The sequence below is a fragment of the Streptomyces sp. NPDC050988 genome, from assembly GCF_044456225.1.
Classification (GTDB): Bacteria; Actinomycetota; Actinomycetes; order Streptomycetales; family Streptomycetaceae; genus Streptomyces.
On record NZ_JBITFQ010000001.1, the window covers coordinates 171,355 to 186,732 of the forward strand.

A 15,378-nucleotide genomic window follows, 5' to 3' on the forward strand; every position below is an offset into this window, starting at 1 on the left:
CCGGGGGTCAGATCCAGCCCTGTTCCCATGCGTGATGCGCCGCGGCATGGCGTGTGGACGCTCCCAGTTTGGACATGGCGGCGGAGAGGTAGTTGCGGACCGTGCCCGGGGCCAGATGGACCGCCGCGGCGATCTCGACGACCGATGCTCCGGTGCGTGCTGCGCGCAGGACCTCCAGTTCGCGATCGGTCAGGGGGCAGTCGTCCTCGGTCAGCGCGGAGGCGGCGATGTCGGGGTCGACGTACCGGCGGCCGGCGGCGACATCGCGGATGATCTCCGCCAGTCGGGCCGCGGCGGTGGTCTTGGGCACGAAGCCGCGGATACCGGCGGCAAGGGCTCGGCGCAGCACGGCGGGGCGGGCGTGCCGGGTCACCAGGACGATCTGGGTGGGGAGTTCGGCGCGGATCTCCTCGGCGGCGCGCAGCCCGTCGGTGGGCGGCATCTCCAGATCGAGCACCGCGATGTCCGGGCGGTACTCGCGCGCCAGCCGTACCGCGTCGGTGGACGTGGACGCCTCGGCGACCACGACGAGGTCCTGCTCCAGTCCGAGCAGAGCGGCCAGCGCGCCTCTGAGGAGGTCCTCGTCGTCGGCGATCAGCAGTCGGATCAACTCACCGCTCCGTTCCCGGTGTTCCCCGGTCTCAACGGCAGCGCGGCCTCGACCACGAAGCGCTCTCCGTCGCGGTCCCAGGTCAACTCGCCGCCGGCCGCCTGCAGTCGCTCCCTGAGTGTGCCGAGTCCGGTGCCGTTGGTGGAGGGCGGGTGCTCGTAGGCGCCGTCGTTGCTCACCCGCAGCCGGGCGAGGCCGCCGGTGACACGGCAGTCGACCTCGGCGTGCCGTGCGCTGCTGTGCCGGAGCACGTTGGTGGTGGTCTCCCGCATCACGAGGCCCAGGAGATGGCGGGCCGGCTCGGCGAGTTCGGTGACGGCCGTGGCGGGCTCGACGGTCATCCGGGCGTCGATCTCTGCCGCGGCCAGCACCCGGGTCGCGTTGGTGATCTCGTCGTCCAGGCTCGTGCGGCGGTAGCCCTGCACCACGGCCCGGGTGTCGCCGAGGGCGTCGGCGGCCAGCCGACGCACCTCCTTCATCTCCGCGGCGGCACGACCGGGGTCCACCTCGACGAGCCGCGCCGCCAACTCGCTCTTCAGCGCGATCACTTGGAGATGATGGCCCTGGATGTCGTGCAGGTCGGCGGCGAACCTCAGGCGCTCGTCCTTGACCGCCACCTCCGCCTCCAGCCGCCTTGCGTCGTCCAGCCTGCGCGCGGTGTCCCAGGCCCACAGAGGCCCGAGCACCACCCAGACGGTGAACGCGACCAGTCCGGGCGGGAAGAGCGTCGCGTACAGCAGTTCCCCGTCTCCGGCGACCAGGCTGACGACACCGCCGGGCAGCGCCGCGAGGACCACGGCGCAGGCGATCAGCGGGCGTCTGCTGCTCGGTGCGAGGTAGGTCGCGACGATCGCCACCACCATGGCGGGCGCCACCGCCCACAACCCGTAGTTCCGCACGGCCAGCGGACACACCGCGAGCACGGCACCGGCCGCGCACGCGGCGATCAGCCACGCCATGGGCAGCCTGCCCGAGCGCGTCCCGGCCACCGGCAACAGCGCGAGCCGTCGGCCCAGCAGCACCACGCTCGCCACTACCGCGACCACCAGGGCGACGGCGGCCGGGCCCCGGGCCCACACCTCGACGTCCTCGTCGAGGATCCACTCCCCGACGAAGAGGAACTGCACGCACGCGGCTGTGCCCGGCACGGTCAGCCACGTGTAGCGGCGGAAGCTGGTCAGCCCCGCGCCACGATCGTTCGCCCCGTCCCCCATCCGGCCATTGTCCCCGAAGCCGGCCGAACGGGCGGGGTTGCCGTGCGGCCGGTTCCGGCATGGCCGTGCGGCCGGTTCCCGCATGGCCGTGCGGCCGGTTCCCGCATGACAGATGTCATCCGAGGACGTGACAACTCCACGCGGCCGCATGCGGGTTCGGCACTACGCGCGGTTCTCGCCCGGTCGCAGTCTGGAGACGTCCGCAACACTCACCCGGTACGGAAAGAGAGCCCGTCATGCAGATCCGGCCGAAGCAGCGGCAGACGCAGCACACTCAGGGCCCCGTACCGGTCGCTTCCGGACGCACTCCGGCCGAACGGCACGGCGGCAAGCGGCACTTCGCGCGCCACTACCTGGAGATGGTGGCCGCGATGGTCGTCGGAATGCTGGTCCTCGGTGCGGTGACACGAGGCGTCCTGGCCCTCGCGGGAACCGAGCTGTCCGCGCGCCGGCATCCCGAACTGGCCTCCCTGGAGATGGCGTTCGACATGTCCGTCGGCATGGCCTTCTGGATGCGCAGGCGCGGCCACGGCTGGGCGAGCACGCTGGAGATGTGCGGTGCGATGTTCGTGCCCGCGCTCGCGCTGTTCCCACTGCTCTGGCTCGACGTCATCGCCGCCGACTCGATGGTCGCCCTGGAACACCTCGTGATGCTCCCGCTGATGTTCCTCGTCATGCTCCGCCGCCGGAACGAGTACGGCTGCTGACCGAAGCCCCGCCCGTACAACTACCGTCTCACGCCCTGGAGTTCCCATGACTGCCACACACACCACCACGGTTCCGCAAGCGACCACCGACACCCCGAGGTCCGCGCCGAGGTCCGTCCCGACGTCCACGCGGAAGTCCGCCCCGACCTCCGGTTCGCCGTCCGGCCCGGCTTCGAACGGGCGACGCCCCGTCGAAGTGCTCAAGCGACGCTGGCCGACAGCCCTGGCCGTCGCGCTCGTGATCCTGACGACGGCCGACGGTTCGGGCGAACCCGCCGACACCGTCGGCGCGTTCGGTGACGCCCTGCCTCTGCTCCCGCTGCTGTACGTGATCATCCACCAGCTCGGGAAACCCCGCGTGACCTGGCCCGTGCTCGGCGTCGGCGTGACGGCCATGGTCGCCCTCGGGGCGCAGGACGTGGTCTCGCAGCCCGTCGCGCTGGTCACTATCGCGCTGGCGGTCCTGGTCTGGGGTGCCGTCCGCGGAACGCCGCACGGCCGGACCACCTTCGGGGTCCAGGCGGCGGGCGCGTTCGCCTTCGGTGCGCTCGCGCTGGTCGGGCTCGCGGTCGATCCGGACCTGGGCCGCTACCTCGTCGCGGCAGGCTGGTTCTTCCACGGCGTCTGGGACTTCGTCCATCTCAAGCTCGACAAGGTCGTCGCCCGGTCGTTCGCCGAGTGGTGCGGAGTCGTGGACGTCCTGATCGCCGTCCACCTGCTCTTCCTACTGTGACCGCTGTCGTTCCGCGCCTCCCGACCACTGCCGTCCGGCAGGCCGAAGCCGCCCAGCCACTCCTCCGGCCGGGCGGCTTCGGTGCTGAGCGGCAGCCCATTGGCGGACGACCGGCCGGTGCCTGGAAACCACGTGGCCGTCGCGCGTACCGCACCGCTATCGTTCGATCTCCTGACCAGCCGTTTCCGTGGCGACCCCCGTTCGGAGAGCAGCGCTCATGACCAGCCGGCCCGCGACGACGACCCTCTGGCGCCCTGTCGGCCCCAAGGAGCTGGATCTCGTCCGGGAACTGGACTGGCGCGCCTGGCCGCCCCGTCTCCCCGAGCAGCCGATCTTCTACCCGGTCCTCAACGAGGACTACGCGATCAGGATCGCGCGGGACTGGAACGTGAAGCACGACGGAGCCGGTTTCGTCACGCGATTCGAGGTCGAGTCGGATTTCCTGCGCCGGTATCCCGTCCAGCAGGCAGGCGGGCGCACGATCCTCGAACTGTGGGTTCCGGCCGAGGAACTCGACGATCTCAACGCCCACATCGTGGGAGAGATCCAGCTCGTCCACGAGTTCCGCTGAGCGACGCGGGGAAGACACAGGAGGCGGGCGGCACGGAGGCGGCGCACGTCTTCCGGCCGCGCGCACGGCTCCCGATCCGCTGTGCTCGGTCTTTGCCTCCGGTACTTGGCCGGAACCCGTACGGCAGCGGGGGCGGCGGCTCTACGTTGTGTGGTGAGACTTGCGATGGCGCGTGCTGAGGAGGCTGTTCAGTGGCTCACGATTCGTCCGCACCCGCGGGCCCGTGGTCGAAGATCGACACATCGGTGCCGCATTCGGCCCGCATCTGGAACTACTGGCTGGGCGGGAAGGACAACTACCCCGTCGACCACCAAGTGGGCGACGCGTTCCGTGAGTTCTTCCCCGGCATCGAGGAACTCGCCCGGGGTTCCCGGGCCTTCCTCGGCCGGGCCGTGCGCCATCTGGCGGGCGAAGAGGGTGTCCGGCAGTTCCTGGACATCGGTACCGGACTGCCCACCGTGGACAACACGCACCAGATAGCCCAGCGCGTGGCCCCCGAGGCACGCATCGTCTACGTCGACAACGACCCGCTGGTGCTGGCCCATGCCCGGGCGCTGCTGACCAGCACCCCGCAGGGGGTGACCGACTACATCGACGCGGATCTGCACGATCCCGAGGCGATCCTGCGGCAGGCGGCCACGACGCTGGATCTGACCCAGCCGGTGGCACTCACCCTGATGCAGGTCAGCGGGCACATCGCCGACTACGACGAGGCGCGGTCCATCGTGACCCGGCTGATGGAGGCCCTGCCGTCCGGCAGCTTCCTGGCGTTCAACGACAGTGTGGACACCCACAAGGCCAACGCCGAGGCCACCCGGCGCTACAACGAGAGCGGCGCCGCCCCGTACTTCCTCCGCAGTCCGGAGCAACTGGCCGGTTTCTTCGAGGGCCTGGAGCTGCTGGAGCCCGGCGTGGTCCCGCTCGCGGAGTGGCGGCCCGACCCGGGCGCCGCGGCGATCCCGTCCGAGGTGATCGCCCTCGGCGGCGTCGGCCGCAAACCGTAGGATCCCGCCGGGCCCCGGGCCCGCCATGGCTCAGTCTTTGCCCGGACCAGAGGATCCGCTGACCGGGCAATGCCGTACTCCCCGACATCCGCACCGCGCACCGCGGGGCGAAAGCAGCGCCCCTGGAGCACTCCACTCCGGGGGCGGATGTCCTGGGCCAGGAGGAGCCATGCGTATGTCCCGGAACGTGGCGGGAACGGTCTTCGTCGTCGGCAGTCTGACGTTGACCCTCGCCGCGCTCGCGTATCCCGCGATGCTCGGGGTGCAGAACGCGTCGAGTTCCCCGTCGCGCATCATCGCCCGCACCCCGACCGGCCCGCTCACGGAGGCGGACCGCGATTTCGTCGTCAAGGTGCGCGCCGCCGGGCTGTGGGAGTTCCCCTCCGGCGAGCTGGCTCTGACGAAGGGCACGACCCAGCCCGTCAGGACGGCGGGCGAGCACCTGATCTCGGGCCACGCCGCACTCGACGCCGAGTGCCGGCTGATCGCTCCCCGGCTGGGGATCACCCTGCCCAACCAGGCGTCCCCTCAGCAGCAGGGGTTCGTGGCGACCCTGACCGCGGACCACGGCAAGCAGTTCGACACGGACCTCGCCAACATCCTGCGGGTGACGCACGGCCAGATCTTCCCGACCGTCGCGAAGATCCGTGCCACCACCGAGAACAGCCTGGTCCGTGAACTGGCCGACCAGGCCAACGACACCGTCCTGGACCACATATCCGTCCTGGAGAAGACCGGGCTGGTCGACTTCGACTCGGTCCTGTTCCAGGAGACAACCCCTCCGAAGCTGCCCGCCGGCGATGTCACGCCGCCCGCGCCCCAGCCAGGAGCCCCGGTCGTCGCTCTCACTCCGTCGGCGGGCGCATCCCCGACACCGACGCCGTCACCGACGGTGCGGTAGGCCTCGGGCGCGGCTCAGCGCACGACTTACGACTTACCGCACGATCGTGCCGTACATCTCGCCGAGCGGATCCGCGATCAGCTCGACGCGGGTCCCGTCGGGGTCACGGAAGTAGACCGAAGTACCGCTCTCCTCCTGGTAGTCCACCCCGGCCGCGTCGAGCCGGTCGCGCAGACGGGCCCAGGCCGCCGGTTCGACGGAGATGGCCAGGTGGTGGAGGCCGCCGAGGACCTCCGCGTACGGTCCGAGGTCGAGGCCCGGGAAGTCGAAGAAGGCGAGCAGGTTGCCGTGACCGATGTCGAAGAAGAAGTGGGTCGAGCCCTTGTAGTCACGGTTCTCGAACATCTCCGTGAGCGGGAACTCCAGCAGTTCCTGGTAGAAGCGCACCGTCCTCTCGACGTCGCCGGAGAGCAGCGCGACATGGTGCACGCCGCGGGCCGAACTGGGCCGTCTGTCCGGGGCCAGATAGGTGTCCCGGATCCGTGCCCTCTCGGTCTCGATCGCCGTCAGGTCCAAGGGGTTCTCCTGGCTCGACACGTGTGCGAACGCTCCTCACACAATGGAATGGGACGCCGGCCGCGACGGCCGAGGCCGGCGTGTCACCGGCATCGCGCAAGCGGTTTGCCGTTCAACCACCGGTCACTCTAGGCATCCCCTCGGTCCGGTCAAGGGCCGCGTCGCCGGACGAACGGAGTCACATCATGGATCTGCTTCCTTTCAGCCCCGCGCACGCGACGACCGTGGCGGCCTGGCCGCTCTCCGCCGCGGAGGTCGCGATGTGGTGCGGGCGAGGGGATTTCCCCGTGGCCGGAGAGACCGTGGCGGCGTGGCAGCAGGACACGGACGTGACGGCTCACCTGCTCGTCGAGGACGAACGGCCCCTCGCGTACGGGGAGTTGTGGTTCGACGCCGAGGAGGACGAGGTGGAGCTGGCGCGGATCATCGTGGCGCCCGAGGCCCGCGGTCGTGGCCTCGGGCGCGTACTGGTCCAGGGCCTGCTCGGCGAGGCCCGCGGCTCCGGACACTCGGAGGTGTTCATGCGGGTGCACCCGGACAACGACCGGGCCCTGCGCTGCTACCGGGGTGCCGGGTTCGTCCGCGTCGGACCGGAACTGGCCGAGGCCTGGAACGCCGTACAGCCCGTCGACTACGTCTGGCTACGGCACCAGTGACACCCGGATGCCGAGCGTCCCCTTCTTCCCGCGGCGCAGTCGGCTGCCGAGCAGGACTAGGCGGCCGCTGACGCCGTATTTGCGGGCGAGGAGACGGCGGTAGTGCTCGGTGACCTCCTGGTCGCACACCTCGGCCGTGGCGGGCAACTGCTCGCCGGTCGGGTTGCCTCGGACGTCGCAGGGACCGACCAGGACGTCGGCGCGGTTGCGGATCCGCTTCACCTTCCACGAGTCCGTGACGGTCCAGACGCCGAGCGTGTCGCCGTCGCGGACCACCCACACCGGGGTCGCGACCGGCGTGCCGTTCTTCCGATAGCTGGTGACCAGCAGGTACTTACCGGCACCGAGCCGCTCCAGCGCTGCGTTGTCCACGCGGTGAGTGTAGGCGGCGGGCGGGTCCGGCGGGAGCCCGGGCCGACCGGAGTCCGATCCGGCGGAATCCTGGGCCGGACGGGCGATCTCTGACGGCTCGTCAGTGATGCTCCGGGCTTTCGGGCGCGGGATGTGAAAGAGAGTCAGACAAAGCGTTGATTTGTACGACAATCATCCCGCTCGGAGGACCTCGTATGCCCGCCTCGCCACTCCCCCGCACCGCACGTACCACCCGTACCGCCCGTACCGCCCGTACCGCCCCCCGCACCAACGGCACTGCCCGCGCCCGCACGGGAGCCGCCGCGCTCACGGCGCTCACCCTCGCCGGAACCACCCTCCTCGGAGCCCCGGCCGCCCTCGCCGCCCCCGGAGACAACGGCGACGTCAAGATCCACGCGGACACGACCCTCGACGCCGACCAGCGCAACAACCCGAAGGTCTGCCAGTTCTACCTCGCCGCCTTCAACTTCGACCGCGGGCAGGGCGTCACCTGGATCATCGAGCCCCAGCCGGCGAAGCGGGGCAGCGCCACGCTCACCGGCACCCTCGCGCTGCCCACCGGCACCGGCCGGACGACCGGCCTGCTGGCCCTGCCCGACGGCCAGTACAAGCTCACCTGGCAGATCGTGGACGGCAAGGGCGCGGGCAAGCACAAGGTGTTCAAGGTCGACTGCAAGAAGACCCCGCCCGCCGGCGGACCCGAGGGCGTGGCACCCGGCGGCCCCAACGGGGGCGTACCCGCGGGCGGCGGCGGTCTCGCCGAGCCACCGAGCGTGTCGGCGTTCGGAGCCGCGGCGGCGGTGGGCCTGGTCGGCGTGTCGGGCTTCGTCTACTTCCGGATGCTGCGCCGCCGGCCCGATGGCGCCGCGTAGGCGCGCGCCCAGGCCCTGGTACCGGACGCGCGCCTACCGTCTGACGAGGACCGCGGTGCTGGCGTTCTCGCTGGTGATGGGCGGCCTCTGGTGGGCCGAGGACGACGGTCGGCCCCCGGACCCGGCCGCCGCACCCGGCCCGGCCCCGGCTCCCGGGGACGCCAAGGCGTCCCCGGGTTCCCCCGCCCCGGGTCCCTCCGCCGCCGCGACACCCGAGTCCCGGCGCGACCGCGTGCGCGTGCCGCCTCCCGTCCGCCGCCCCGGCCCGTCGCCCCGGCCGCTCCCGCGTTCCAGGGCGACGGTGCTGAGGATCCCGTATCTCGGTCTGGAGGCGCCGGTCGTCGGACTGCGTCTGGACCGGAAGCGGCAGCTCACCACTCCGCCGATGGACAGCCCCGAACTGGTCGGCTGGTACGAGGGCGGACCCTCGCCCGGGGAAGCGGGCACCGCCGTGGTGGTCGGCCATCTCGACACCGCCACCGGGCCCGCCGTCTTCGTCGGCCTGAGCGGACTGACGCCCGGCCGGCTCGTCGAGGCCCGGCGCGCCGACGGCCGCACCGCCGTCTACACGGTGGACGCCGTCCGCACGTACGACAAGGAGCAGTTTCCCAGCCAGGAGGTGTACGGCGCCAGAAAGCGTCCCGAGCTGCGGCTGATCACCTGCGGCGGGGCGTACGACCGGAGGACCGGCTACCGGAGCAATGTCGTCGTCTTCGCGCATCTGACGGGGACGCGCGAGCCGGATCACCCCGCCTAGGTGACCGGCCCCACGCCGACGGTCCACGCCGGCCGTCCATGTCCGCATGGCCCGCGAAGATCACTTTTCGCCGTCCGCCCCCATGGTCCGAACCTCCGTGCAAGACTCCGACGATGACCTCGGAGACGATCAACGCGACGGCAGCGGGCACGTGGCGGCTCGGCGACCTCACGGTCAACCGGCTGGGTTTCGGGACCATGCGGCTGACCGGGAGCGGCGCCTTCCACCAGGGCACGCCGAGCGACCGCGACCGGTCGCTCGGGGTGCTCCGGCGCGCGGTGGAACTGGGTGTCAACCACATCGACACCGCCGCCTTCTACTTCTCGTCCCTGCGGTCGGCCAACGAGCTGGTCAACTCGGCGCTTGCCCCGTATCCGGACGACCTGGTCATCGTCACCAAGGTCGGGCCGGGGCGCGATCCGTCGGGCGAGTGGCTGCCCTGGGCCAGGCCCGAGCAGCTGCGCGGGCAGGTGGAGGAGAACCTGCGCCAGCTCGGCCGCGACCACCTCGACGTGGTCAACCTGCGGACGCACGGGCGCCATTCGATCGCCGAGCACTTCGGCGCACTGGCCGCACTGCGCGAGGCCGGGCTCGTCCGCCACCTCGGGGTGTCCGACGTCGACCCCGAACAGCTCGCCGAGGCACAGTCCATCGCCCCGGTGGTCTGCGTCCAGAACCGGTACGCCCTGGACACCCGTAGCGAGGTCGGTGACGACGTCCTGCGGATCTGCGGTGAACAGGGCATCGCCTTCGTGCCGTTCTTCGCGATAGCCGGAGAGGGCGGCAGGAAGGGCGCCGACGGCACCCACGAAGCCGAGGTCCTCGACATCGCCCGGGCCCACGGCGCGAGCCCCGCGCAGATCCGGCTGGCCTGGACACTGCACCGCGGCCCGCACGTCCTGGCCATCCCGGGCACCGGCGATCCGGACCACCTCGTGGAGAACGTGGCCGCGGGCGCGATCAGCCTGTCGGACGACGAACTCGCCCGGCTCGCCTGAGGGTTGAGGATCTCTTCGACATGGGGGACAGCACGCTGTGGGTGGCCGCGCTGACGGCCGGGACCGCCGTGCTCGCGAGCTGGGTGACCAGCCGCGGCACCTACCGGGCGGCCCGCGTCCAGGCGGACGCGGCCGCCGCGACCGTACAGGCGGACCGGCTCCGGGCGACCCGCCGCTCGGCGTACGTCGACGTCATCGAGCAGGCCCAGCGCATGGGAGACCTCTACTGGAAGGTCACCGACGCCGATCGGATCCAGGACCCGGACGAGCGGCTCGCGGCCCTCAAGGACCTGCGGATACGGCTTCAGAGCGAGTACGCCGTGCTGCGTCAGCGGGTCTGGGTGGTGGACCTGGAGGGGTCGGCGGAGGCCGCCTCGGCCGCGGACCGGCTCCGCCTCGCGACCGGTGACAACTGGCGGGCGCTCCGCGCGATGATCGAGGGCGAGGAGGGGGCGGGGCAGCGGTTCAGCGACTGCTACCGCCCGTTCTGGGAGTCGGTGGTGGACTTCGTCGACCTCGCTCGGACCGCCCTGCACGAGACACGTACGTAGGCATGTCGATATGTAGATATGCAGGCATCGGGACGTGGGCACGGAGGCGCCAGGCGTGAGGCGGCTCGCGTGTCAGGGCGTTCACTGGTCGCGCCGCTGCACGGAGGTCACGGCGACGGCGGCGGTGGCCAGGGCCCAGACCACGTAGACGGTCCAGGCGCCGGTGAGCGTCCACGGGTACGCGACCTGCTGCTGGTCGACGTCGGCCAGGCGGATCCAAGCGCCGGTCGGCAGGGCGTGGTCCACGACGGCCGCCCAGTGGCGGTCGGCGCTGAAGACCAGAGGCAGCAGCAGGAGGATCACCACATTGGCGGTCATGGTCGCCGCGCTGTGCCTGATCAGGGTGCCGAGGGCCATACCGACGAGCGCGGACACCGGCGCGAGCAGTGCGGACGCCACGACGACGCGCAGCGCGCCGGGATGGTCGATCGGGACACCGATGTGCCGGCCGGACAGAACGGCCTGGGTCAGACCGAACGAGGCCGCCGCGACGACCGCCCCGAACACCGTCGTGACAGCCGTGACCACACACACCTTCGCCGCCATCACCGAACGCCGGGCCGGGACGGCCGTGAACGTCGTGCGGATCGTCCCGGTCCTGTACTCGCCCACGATCACCGTGGCACCGATGGCACTGAGGGCCAGCATGAGGACCATGGCGGCGTTCGCGGTGAAGGCGATCGACAGCGGGATCCCGTCCCGGACGAAGTCGGCCCGGGAACGCGCGTCCTGCGCCGTCCAGTAGCGGTACGTGTCCCAGGCGGTACCCACGTTGAACCCGATGACCGCAAGGGCTCCGATCACGAACGCCCAGGTGTTGGAGCGCAGCGACCACAGCTTGATCCACTCGGCGGCGACGAGGTCGCCGAAGCGGGCGCGGGGTTCGGTGACTTGAGCAGGATCGACCGTGGCCATGGCTGTGACCGTGGCCTTGTCGGTGGTGGTCATCGGCCTTCTCCCGCGAGGTATTCGACGCTGTCGGCGGTCAGTTCCATGAATGCCTCCTCCAAGGAGGCGGTCCGAGTGGTGAGTTGGCGCAGCAACACCCGGTGCCGGAGGGCGAGTTCACCGATCCTGTCGGCGTCCATACCGGTCACCGTCAGCGAGTCGGCGTCCCGGCTCACCGCCGCTCCCGCCCCGGTGAGCAGCGCCGTCAGCGCCTCGGGGTCCGGTGTCCGTACGGTCACGGTCGGACGGGTGCCTCGGGCCGCGAACTCCGTGAGGCTCTCGGCGGCGATGAGCGCGCCGCGGCCGATGACGACGAGCTGGTCGGCGGTGTTCTCCATCTCGGACATCAGATGGCTGGAGACCAGCACGGTGCGGCCGTCGGCGGCCAGCCGTTGGAACAGGCCGCGAAGCCACTTGACCCCCTCCGGGTCGAGCCCGTTGAGGGGCTCGTCGAACAGCAGCACGGGCGGGTCGCCGAGCAGCGCGGCCGCGATGCCCAGCCGCTGTCTCATCCCGAGCGAGAAGCCGCCGATCCGGCGCCGCCGCGCGCCCGCGAGACCGACCTCCTCCAGTACCTCGTCCACCCGGCGGCGCGGGATGCGGTTGGAGCGGGCGAGCACGGTCAGATGCGCCAGGGCGCTGCGGCCGCCGTGCACCTCGTGGGCGTCGAGCAGCGCGCCGACGTGGCGCAGGCCGCGCGGGCGGTCCCGGAAGGGGCGGCCGTCGACGGTGACGGATCCGCCGGTGGGGTCGTTCAGGCCGAGTACGAGCCGCAGGGTGGTGCTCTTCCCGGCGCCGTTCGGGCCGAGGAACCCGGTGACGTGTCCGGGCCGCACCGTGAAACTCAGGTGGTCGACGGCCGTGGTACCGCCGTATCGCTTCGTCAGTTCGTTGACTTCGATCACGGGTACAACGGTCCCCGGGAGCACGGCGGTTCGGCATCGGACCGGTGCCGACAATCGCGCGGGGCGGTGTCGACCACGGGTGTACACCCACGGTCCGATGCCCTGCCCGGATCGCGTCGTTACGATCGGCGTATGGCCGCCACACCACGACTTCCGCTGCTCAAGCGCATACCGCCGGGCGTCTGGACGGCGGTGATCTGGTGTGCGGCGACGGTGTACCCGGTCGTCGACTACGTCGTGTTCCCGACGGCCCACGAGTACTCGTACGCCTATCCGCGGCACGGCCTCGACTCGTACGCGGCCCGGGCACTCCTCGCGCTGGCCACCGTCCTCGTCCTGGCGGGCAGCGCGCTGCTGCGCCGCGGGCCCCGGCCGGCCTACGCCCTCGTCCTGGCGGGTACGGTCCTGCTCGCGCCGGCCTGGAAGCAGACGGAGATCGTCGGGATCCAGTTCCTGGCGGTGTCCGTGGCCCTGGCGGTCCTCACGGCCGCCGAGCCGCGCCGGGTCTCGCTCTCCGCCGCTGCCGCCACGCTCGGTGTCCTGGCCGGATTCCTGCTTCCGCGCATGCTGTTCGGGGTCGGGCGGGACGACGGGACGCCGTCGGAGCCGTTCATGGCGCTGGTGGTCGTGATCGCCTGGCTCGTGGGGCACCAGGTGCGCCAGTCCCGGGTCCACGCCGAACGGCTGCGCGCCCAGGCCGCCGCCCAGGCCGTCACCGCCGAACGGCTGCGGATCGCAAGGGAGTTGCACGACATGGTGGCCCACACCATCGGCATCGTCGCCCTCCAGGCCGGTGCCGCGCGGCGGGTCATCGACACCCGGCCCGAGCTGGCCCGGGAGGCGCTCGGCGAGGTGGAGAACGCGAGCCGGGAGACACTGGCCGGCCTGCGCCGGATGCTCGGCGCACTCCGCCGGGCCGAACCGGGCCAGGACCCCGAGGAGACTCCGCTCGACCCCTCCCCCTTTCCCGCCCCCGGTCTGGACGACATCGACCGCCTCGCCGAGCGGACGACGGCCGCGGGCGTCCACGTCGAGGTCCGCTGGCAGGGCGAACGGCACACACTGCCCCCGGAGATCGGCATGTCCGCGTACCGCATCGTGCAGGAGGCCGTCACGAATGTCGTACGCCATGCCGGCACCCGCTCCTGCCAGGTGACCGTCGACTGCAGGGGCGAGGAGCTGGCCATCGAGGTCGTCGACAGCGGGAACGGCCCCGGGCTTGCCGCGGCCACCGGCTACGGGCTGCTCGGCATGCGCGAGCGGGTCGGCCTGCTGCACGGGGAGTTCGAGGCCGCGCCGCGCCCCGAGGGCGGATTCCGGGTGGCGGCGCGGCTGCCCGTACCGGCGGGTGTGCGATGACGGTCCGGGTCGTCCTCGCCGACGACCAGCCCCTCGTCCGCGCGGCCCTGCGCATGGTGATCGCCGAGGCCCCGGGCCTGGAGGTCGTCGGTGAGGCGGGCACCGGAGCCGAAGCGGTCGAGCTGGCCGGGACGGAGCGCCCCGACGTCGTCGTGATGGACATTCGCATGCCCGGCATGGACGGCATCGAGGCCACCCGGCTGATCGCGGAGGGATCCGGCGGGGCCCAGGTCATCATGCTGACGACCTTCGACGATGACGACTATCTGTACGGGGCGCTGCGCGCGGGCGCGGCCGGGTTCCTCGTCAAGGACATGGCCCTGGACGACATCCTCGACTCGATCCGGGTCGTCGCCACCGGGGACGGGCTGCTCGCGCCGAGTGTGACACGCCGTCTCATCAGGGAGTTCGCAGAACGTCCCCTGCCCACCGCGCCCGCCGCCCGCACCACCCTGGGCATCACCGACCGCGAGCGCGAGGTGCTCACCCTGATCGGGAACGGGCTGTCCAACACGGAGATCGCCGCGCGGCTGTCCATCAGCGTCGCCACCGCCAAGACCTATGTGACCCGGCTGCTCGCCAAACTGGACGCCCGGGACCGGGTGCGGCTCGTCATCATCGCGTACGAGGCGGGGCTGGTCGCGCCTACGCGTTGAGGGATCGCAGCCAGGTGGTCAGCAGCCGGTTGACCTCCTCGGGGCGTTCCTGCTGCACCCAGTGTCCGCAGCCCTCGACGAGGTGCGAGGAGACCAGGCCGGGGAGTGTGGTGGGGAACGCCTCGATGGCACTGGCCAACCAGGCGATGGACGCGTCGAGTTGGCCCGCGACGAAGAGCGACGGCTGGGTGATCGGGGCGCCGTCCCACTCCGCGAGGTCCTCCCAGTCCTGGTCCATGTTGCGGTAGCGGTTGAGCGCGCCGGTCAATCCGGTGCGCTCGAACTCGCCTGCGCAGAAGTCGAGTTCCTCGTCCGAGAGCCAGGACGGCCGGTCCTTCACGAACCGGTCGGAGAGCTTGCCGCCCGCCGGGACGAAGAAGACCGCGCCCTCTCCCTGCTCCGGCATGGTGTCGGCCGACAGCGTGGCGTAGAAGCCCGTCAGCCACGCCCGTACGTCCGGCTCGATCTCCGACTCCGCCCGGCCTGGCTCCTGGAAGTGGCGGACGTAGAACTCCTCGTCCCCGCCGATCATGGCGAAGGCGTCGGACGGCCGGATCCCGCCCCGCGGCGCGTACGGCACGCCGAGCAGTCCCACCGCGGTGAAGACATCGGGCCTGAGCAGCGCGGAGTCGGCGGCGATGGTCGAGCCCCAGTCGTGGCCGACGATCACGGCGGTCTCCTCGCCGAGGGCTCGGACGACGGCGACGTTGTCCTCGACGTGCGCCCCGATGCGGTACGCCTCCACGGCGTCCGGCACGGACGAGCGCCCGTAGCCGCGTACGTCGATGGCGACCGCGCGGTAGCCCGCCCCGGCGAGTGCGGGGAGCTGGTGGCGCCACGAGTACCAGAGCTCGGGAAAACCGTGGACCAGCAGGACAAGGGGGCCGGTGCCCTGTTCCACGAGGTGGATACGGCCACCGGGGACGTCCACCAGTCGATGCTGGGCGCCCGCCGGGGTCAACGGGTCTGCGGCCTGCGACATGGGTCCTCCTCGGACTGGGGTGTACTGCTGCCGATGATCGCTCCGGTTCCGGGAAGGGGCGAGGGA

Annotated in this window: 19 protein-coding genes; 12 read left to right on the plus strand and 7 right to left on the minus strand. The window is 71.5% G+C overall.

The genetic code is table 11. The annotated features are described in order from the left end of the window. Nucleotides 1-7: 7 nt before the first annotated feature. Nucleotides 8-610 (minus strand): DNA-binding response regulator, encoded by a 603-nt coding sequence (locus ACIBEI_RS00755; RefSeq protein WP_398883672.1) that lies wholly within the window; start codon nt 608-610, stop codon nt 8-10. Next, entirely contained in the window at nt 607-1,824 is a 1,218-nt protein-coding gene (locus ACIBEI_RS00760; RefSeq protein WP_398883674.1) for a sensor histidine kinase, read from the minus strand. The genes ACIBEI_RS00755 and ACIBEI_RS00760 overlap by 4 nt, the downstream gene beginning before the upstream one ends. Nucleotides 1,825-2,060: 236 nt before the next feature. Here ACIBEI_RS00760 and ACIBEI_RS00765 point away from each other — a divergent pair, with 236 nt between their 5' ends. From ACIBEI_RS00765 to ACIBEI_RS00785, 5 genes are all read left to right on the plus strand, one after another. Continuing rightward, nucleotides 2,061-2,531, plus strand: coding sequence for a hypothetical protein (locus ACIBEI_RS00765; protein WP_398883675.1), 471 nt, complete (start codon nt 2,061-2,063; stop codon nt 2,529-2,531). A gap of 46 nt (nt 2,532-2,577) precedes the next feature. Then, complete coding sequence (locus tag ACIBEI_RS00770) at nt 2,578-3,264, plus strand: hypothetical protein (protein WP_398883677.1); 687 nt, start codon at nt 2,578-2,580, stop codon at nt 3,262-3,264. A gap of 217 nt (nt 3,265-3,481) precedes the next feature. Next, the gene (locus ACIBEI_RS00775) at nt 3,482-3,835 is read left to right on the plus strand and encodes a hypothetical protein (protein ID WP_398883679.1); all 354 of its coding nucleotides are present in this window, start codon (nt 3,482-3,484) and stop codon (nt 3,833-3,835) included. A 191-nt stretch (nt 3,836-4,026) separates the two neighbouring features. Then, on the plus strand, nt 4,027-4,839 hold the full coding sequence (locus tag ACIBEI_RS00780) for an SAM-dependent methyltransferase (protein WP_398883681.1): 813 nt from the start codon (nt 4,027-4,029) through the stop codon (nt 4,837-4,839). Between the two features lie 169 nt (nt 4,840-5,008). Next, nucleotides 5,009-5,740, plus strand: coding sequence for a DUF4142 domain-containing protein (locus tag ACIBEI_RS00785; protein ID WP_398883683.1), 732 nt, complete (start codon nt 5,009-5,011; stop codon nt 5,738-5,740). A 33-nt stretch (nt 5,741-5,773) separates the two neighbouring features. Here ACIBEI_RS00785 and ACIBEI_RS00790 read toward each other — a convergent pair whose 3' ends face one another. Beyond that, entirely contained in the window at nt 5,774-6,277 is a 504-nt protein-coding gene (locus ACIBEI_RS00790) for a VOC family protein (protein WP_398883685.1), read from the minus strand. Between the two features lie 164 nt (nt 6,278-6,441). Here ACIBEI_RS00790 and ACIBEI_RS00795 point away from each other — a divergent pair, with 164 nt between their 5' ends. Next, complete coding sequence (locus ACIBEI_RS00795; protein WP_398883687.1) at nt 6,442-6,912, plus strand: GNAT family N-acetyltransferase; 471 nt, start codon at nt 6,442-6,444, stop codon at nt 6,910-6,912. Here the strand turns inward: ACIBEI_RS00795 and ACIBEI_RS00800 are convergent. After that, nucleotides 6,898-7,284, minus strand: a complete 387-nt coding sequence (locus ACIBEI_RS00800; protein ID WP_398883689.1) for a PPOX class F420-dependent oxidoreductase — start codon at nt 7,282-7,284, stop codon at nt 6,898-6,900. The two genes, ACIBEI_RS00795 and ACIBEI_RS00800, sit on opposite strands and share 15 nt — an antisense overlap. 194 nt (nt 7,285-7,478) lie before the next feature. On the opposite strand from ACIBEI_RS00800, the gene ACIBEI_RS00805 reads away from it, so the two are divergent. From ACIBEI_RS00805 to ACIBEI_RS00820, 4 genes are all read left to right on the plus strand, one after another. Then, nucleotides 7,479-8,156 carry a hypothetical protein gene (locus ACIBEI_RS00805; RefSeq protein WP_398883691.1) on the plus strand — a complete coding sequence of 226 codons (678 nt, stop codon included), beginning with the start codon at nt 7,479-7,481 and terminating at the stop codon, nt 8,154-8,156. After that, entirely contained in the window at nt 8,143-8,913 is a 771-nt protein-coding gene (locus ACIBEI_RS00810) for a class F sortase (protein ID WP_398883692.1), read from the plus strand. The genes ACIBEI_RS00805 and ACIBEI_RS00810 overlap by 14 nt, the downstream gene beginning before the upstream one ends. Nucleotides 8,914-9,026: 113 nt before the next feature. Further along, the gene (locus ACIBEI_RS00815) at nt 9,027-9,911 is read left to right on the plus strand and encodes an oxidoreductase (protein WP_398883694.1); all 885 of its coding nucleotides are present in this window, start codon (nt 9,027-9,029) and stop codon (nt 9,909-9,911) included. 20 nt (nt 9,912-9,931) lie between these two features. Continuing rightward, a complete protein-coding gene (locus ACIBEI_RS00820) occupies nt 9,932-10,462 on the plus strand; it encodes a hypothetical protein (RefSeq protein ID WP_398883696.1) in 531 nt (176 codons plus the stop codon). A gap of 81 nt (nt 10,463-10,543) precedes the next feature. Here ACIBEI_RS00820 and ACIBEI_RS00825 read toward each other — a convergent pair whose 3' ends face one another. Together ACIBEI_RS00825 and ACIBEI_RS00830 are read right to left on the minus strand one after the other, a co-directional pair. Continuing rightward, the gene (locus ACIBEI_RS00825) at nt 10,544-11,410 is read right to left on the minus strand and encodes an ABC transporter permease (protein WP_398883697.1); all 867 of its coding nucleotides are present in this window, start codon (nt 11,408-11,410) and stop codon (nt 10,544-10,546) included. Continuing rightward, a complete protein-coding gene (locus ACIBEI_RS00830) occupies nt 11,407-12,315 on the minus strand; it encodes an ATP-binding cassette domain-containing protein (RefSeq protein WP_398883699.1) in 909 nt (302 codons plus the stop codon). The genes ACIBEI_RS00825 and ACIBEI_RS00830 overlap by 4 nt, the downstream gene beginning before the upstream one ends. Before the next feature lie 132 nt (nt 12,316-12,447). On the opposite strand from ACIBEI_RS00830, the gene ACIBEI_RS00835 reads away from it, so the two are divergent. Beyond that, entirely contained in the window at nt 12,448-13,674 is a 1,227-nt protein-coding gene (locus ACIBEI_RS00835) for a sensor histidine kinase (RefSeq protein WP_398883701.1), read from the plus strand. Beyond that, nucleotides 13,671-14,330 (plus strand): response regulator, encoded by a 660-nt coding sequence (locus ACIBEI_RS00840; protein ID WP_398883703.1) that lies wholly within the window; start codon nt 13,671-13,673, stop codon nt 14,328-14,330. The genes ACIBEI_RS00835 and ACIBEI_RS00840 overlap by 4 nt, the downstream gene beginning before the upstream one ends. Here ACIBEI_RS00840 and ACIBEI_RS00845 read toward each other — a convergent pair. Beyond that, nucleotides 14,320-15,312: an alpha/beta fold hydrolase gene (locus ACIBEI_RS00845; protein ID WP_398883705.1), complete on the minus strand. Its 993-nt coding sequence runs from the start codon at nt 15,310-15,312 to the stop codon at nt 14,320-14,322. The genes ACIBEI_RS00840 and ACIBEI_RS00845 overlap by 11 nt on opposite strands. Nucleotides 15,313-15,378: the final 66 nt, after the last annotated feature.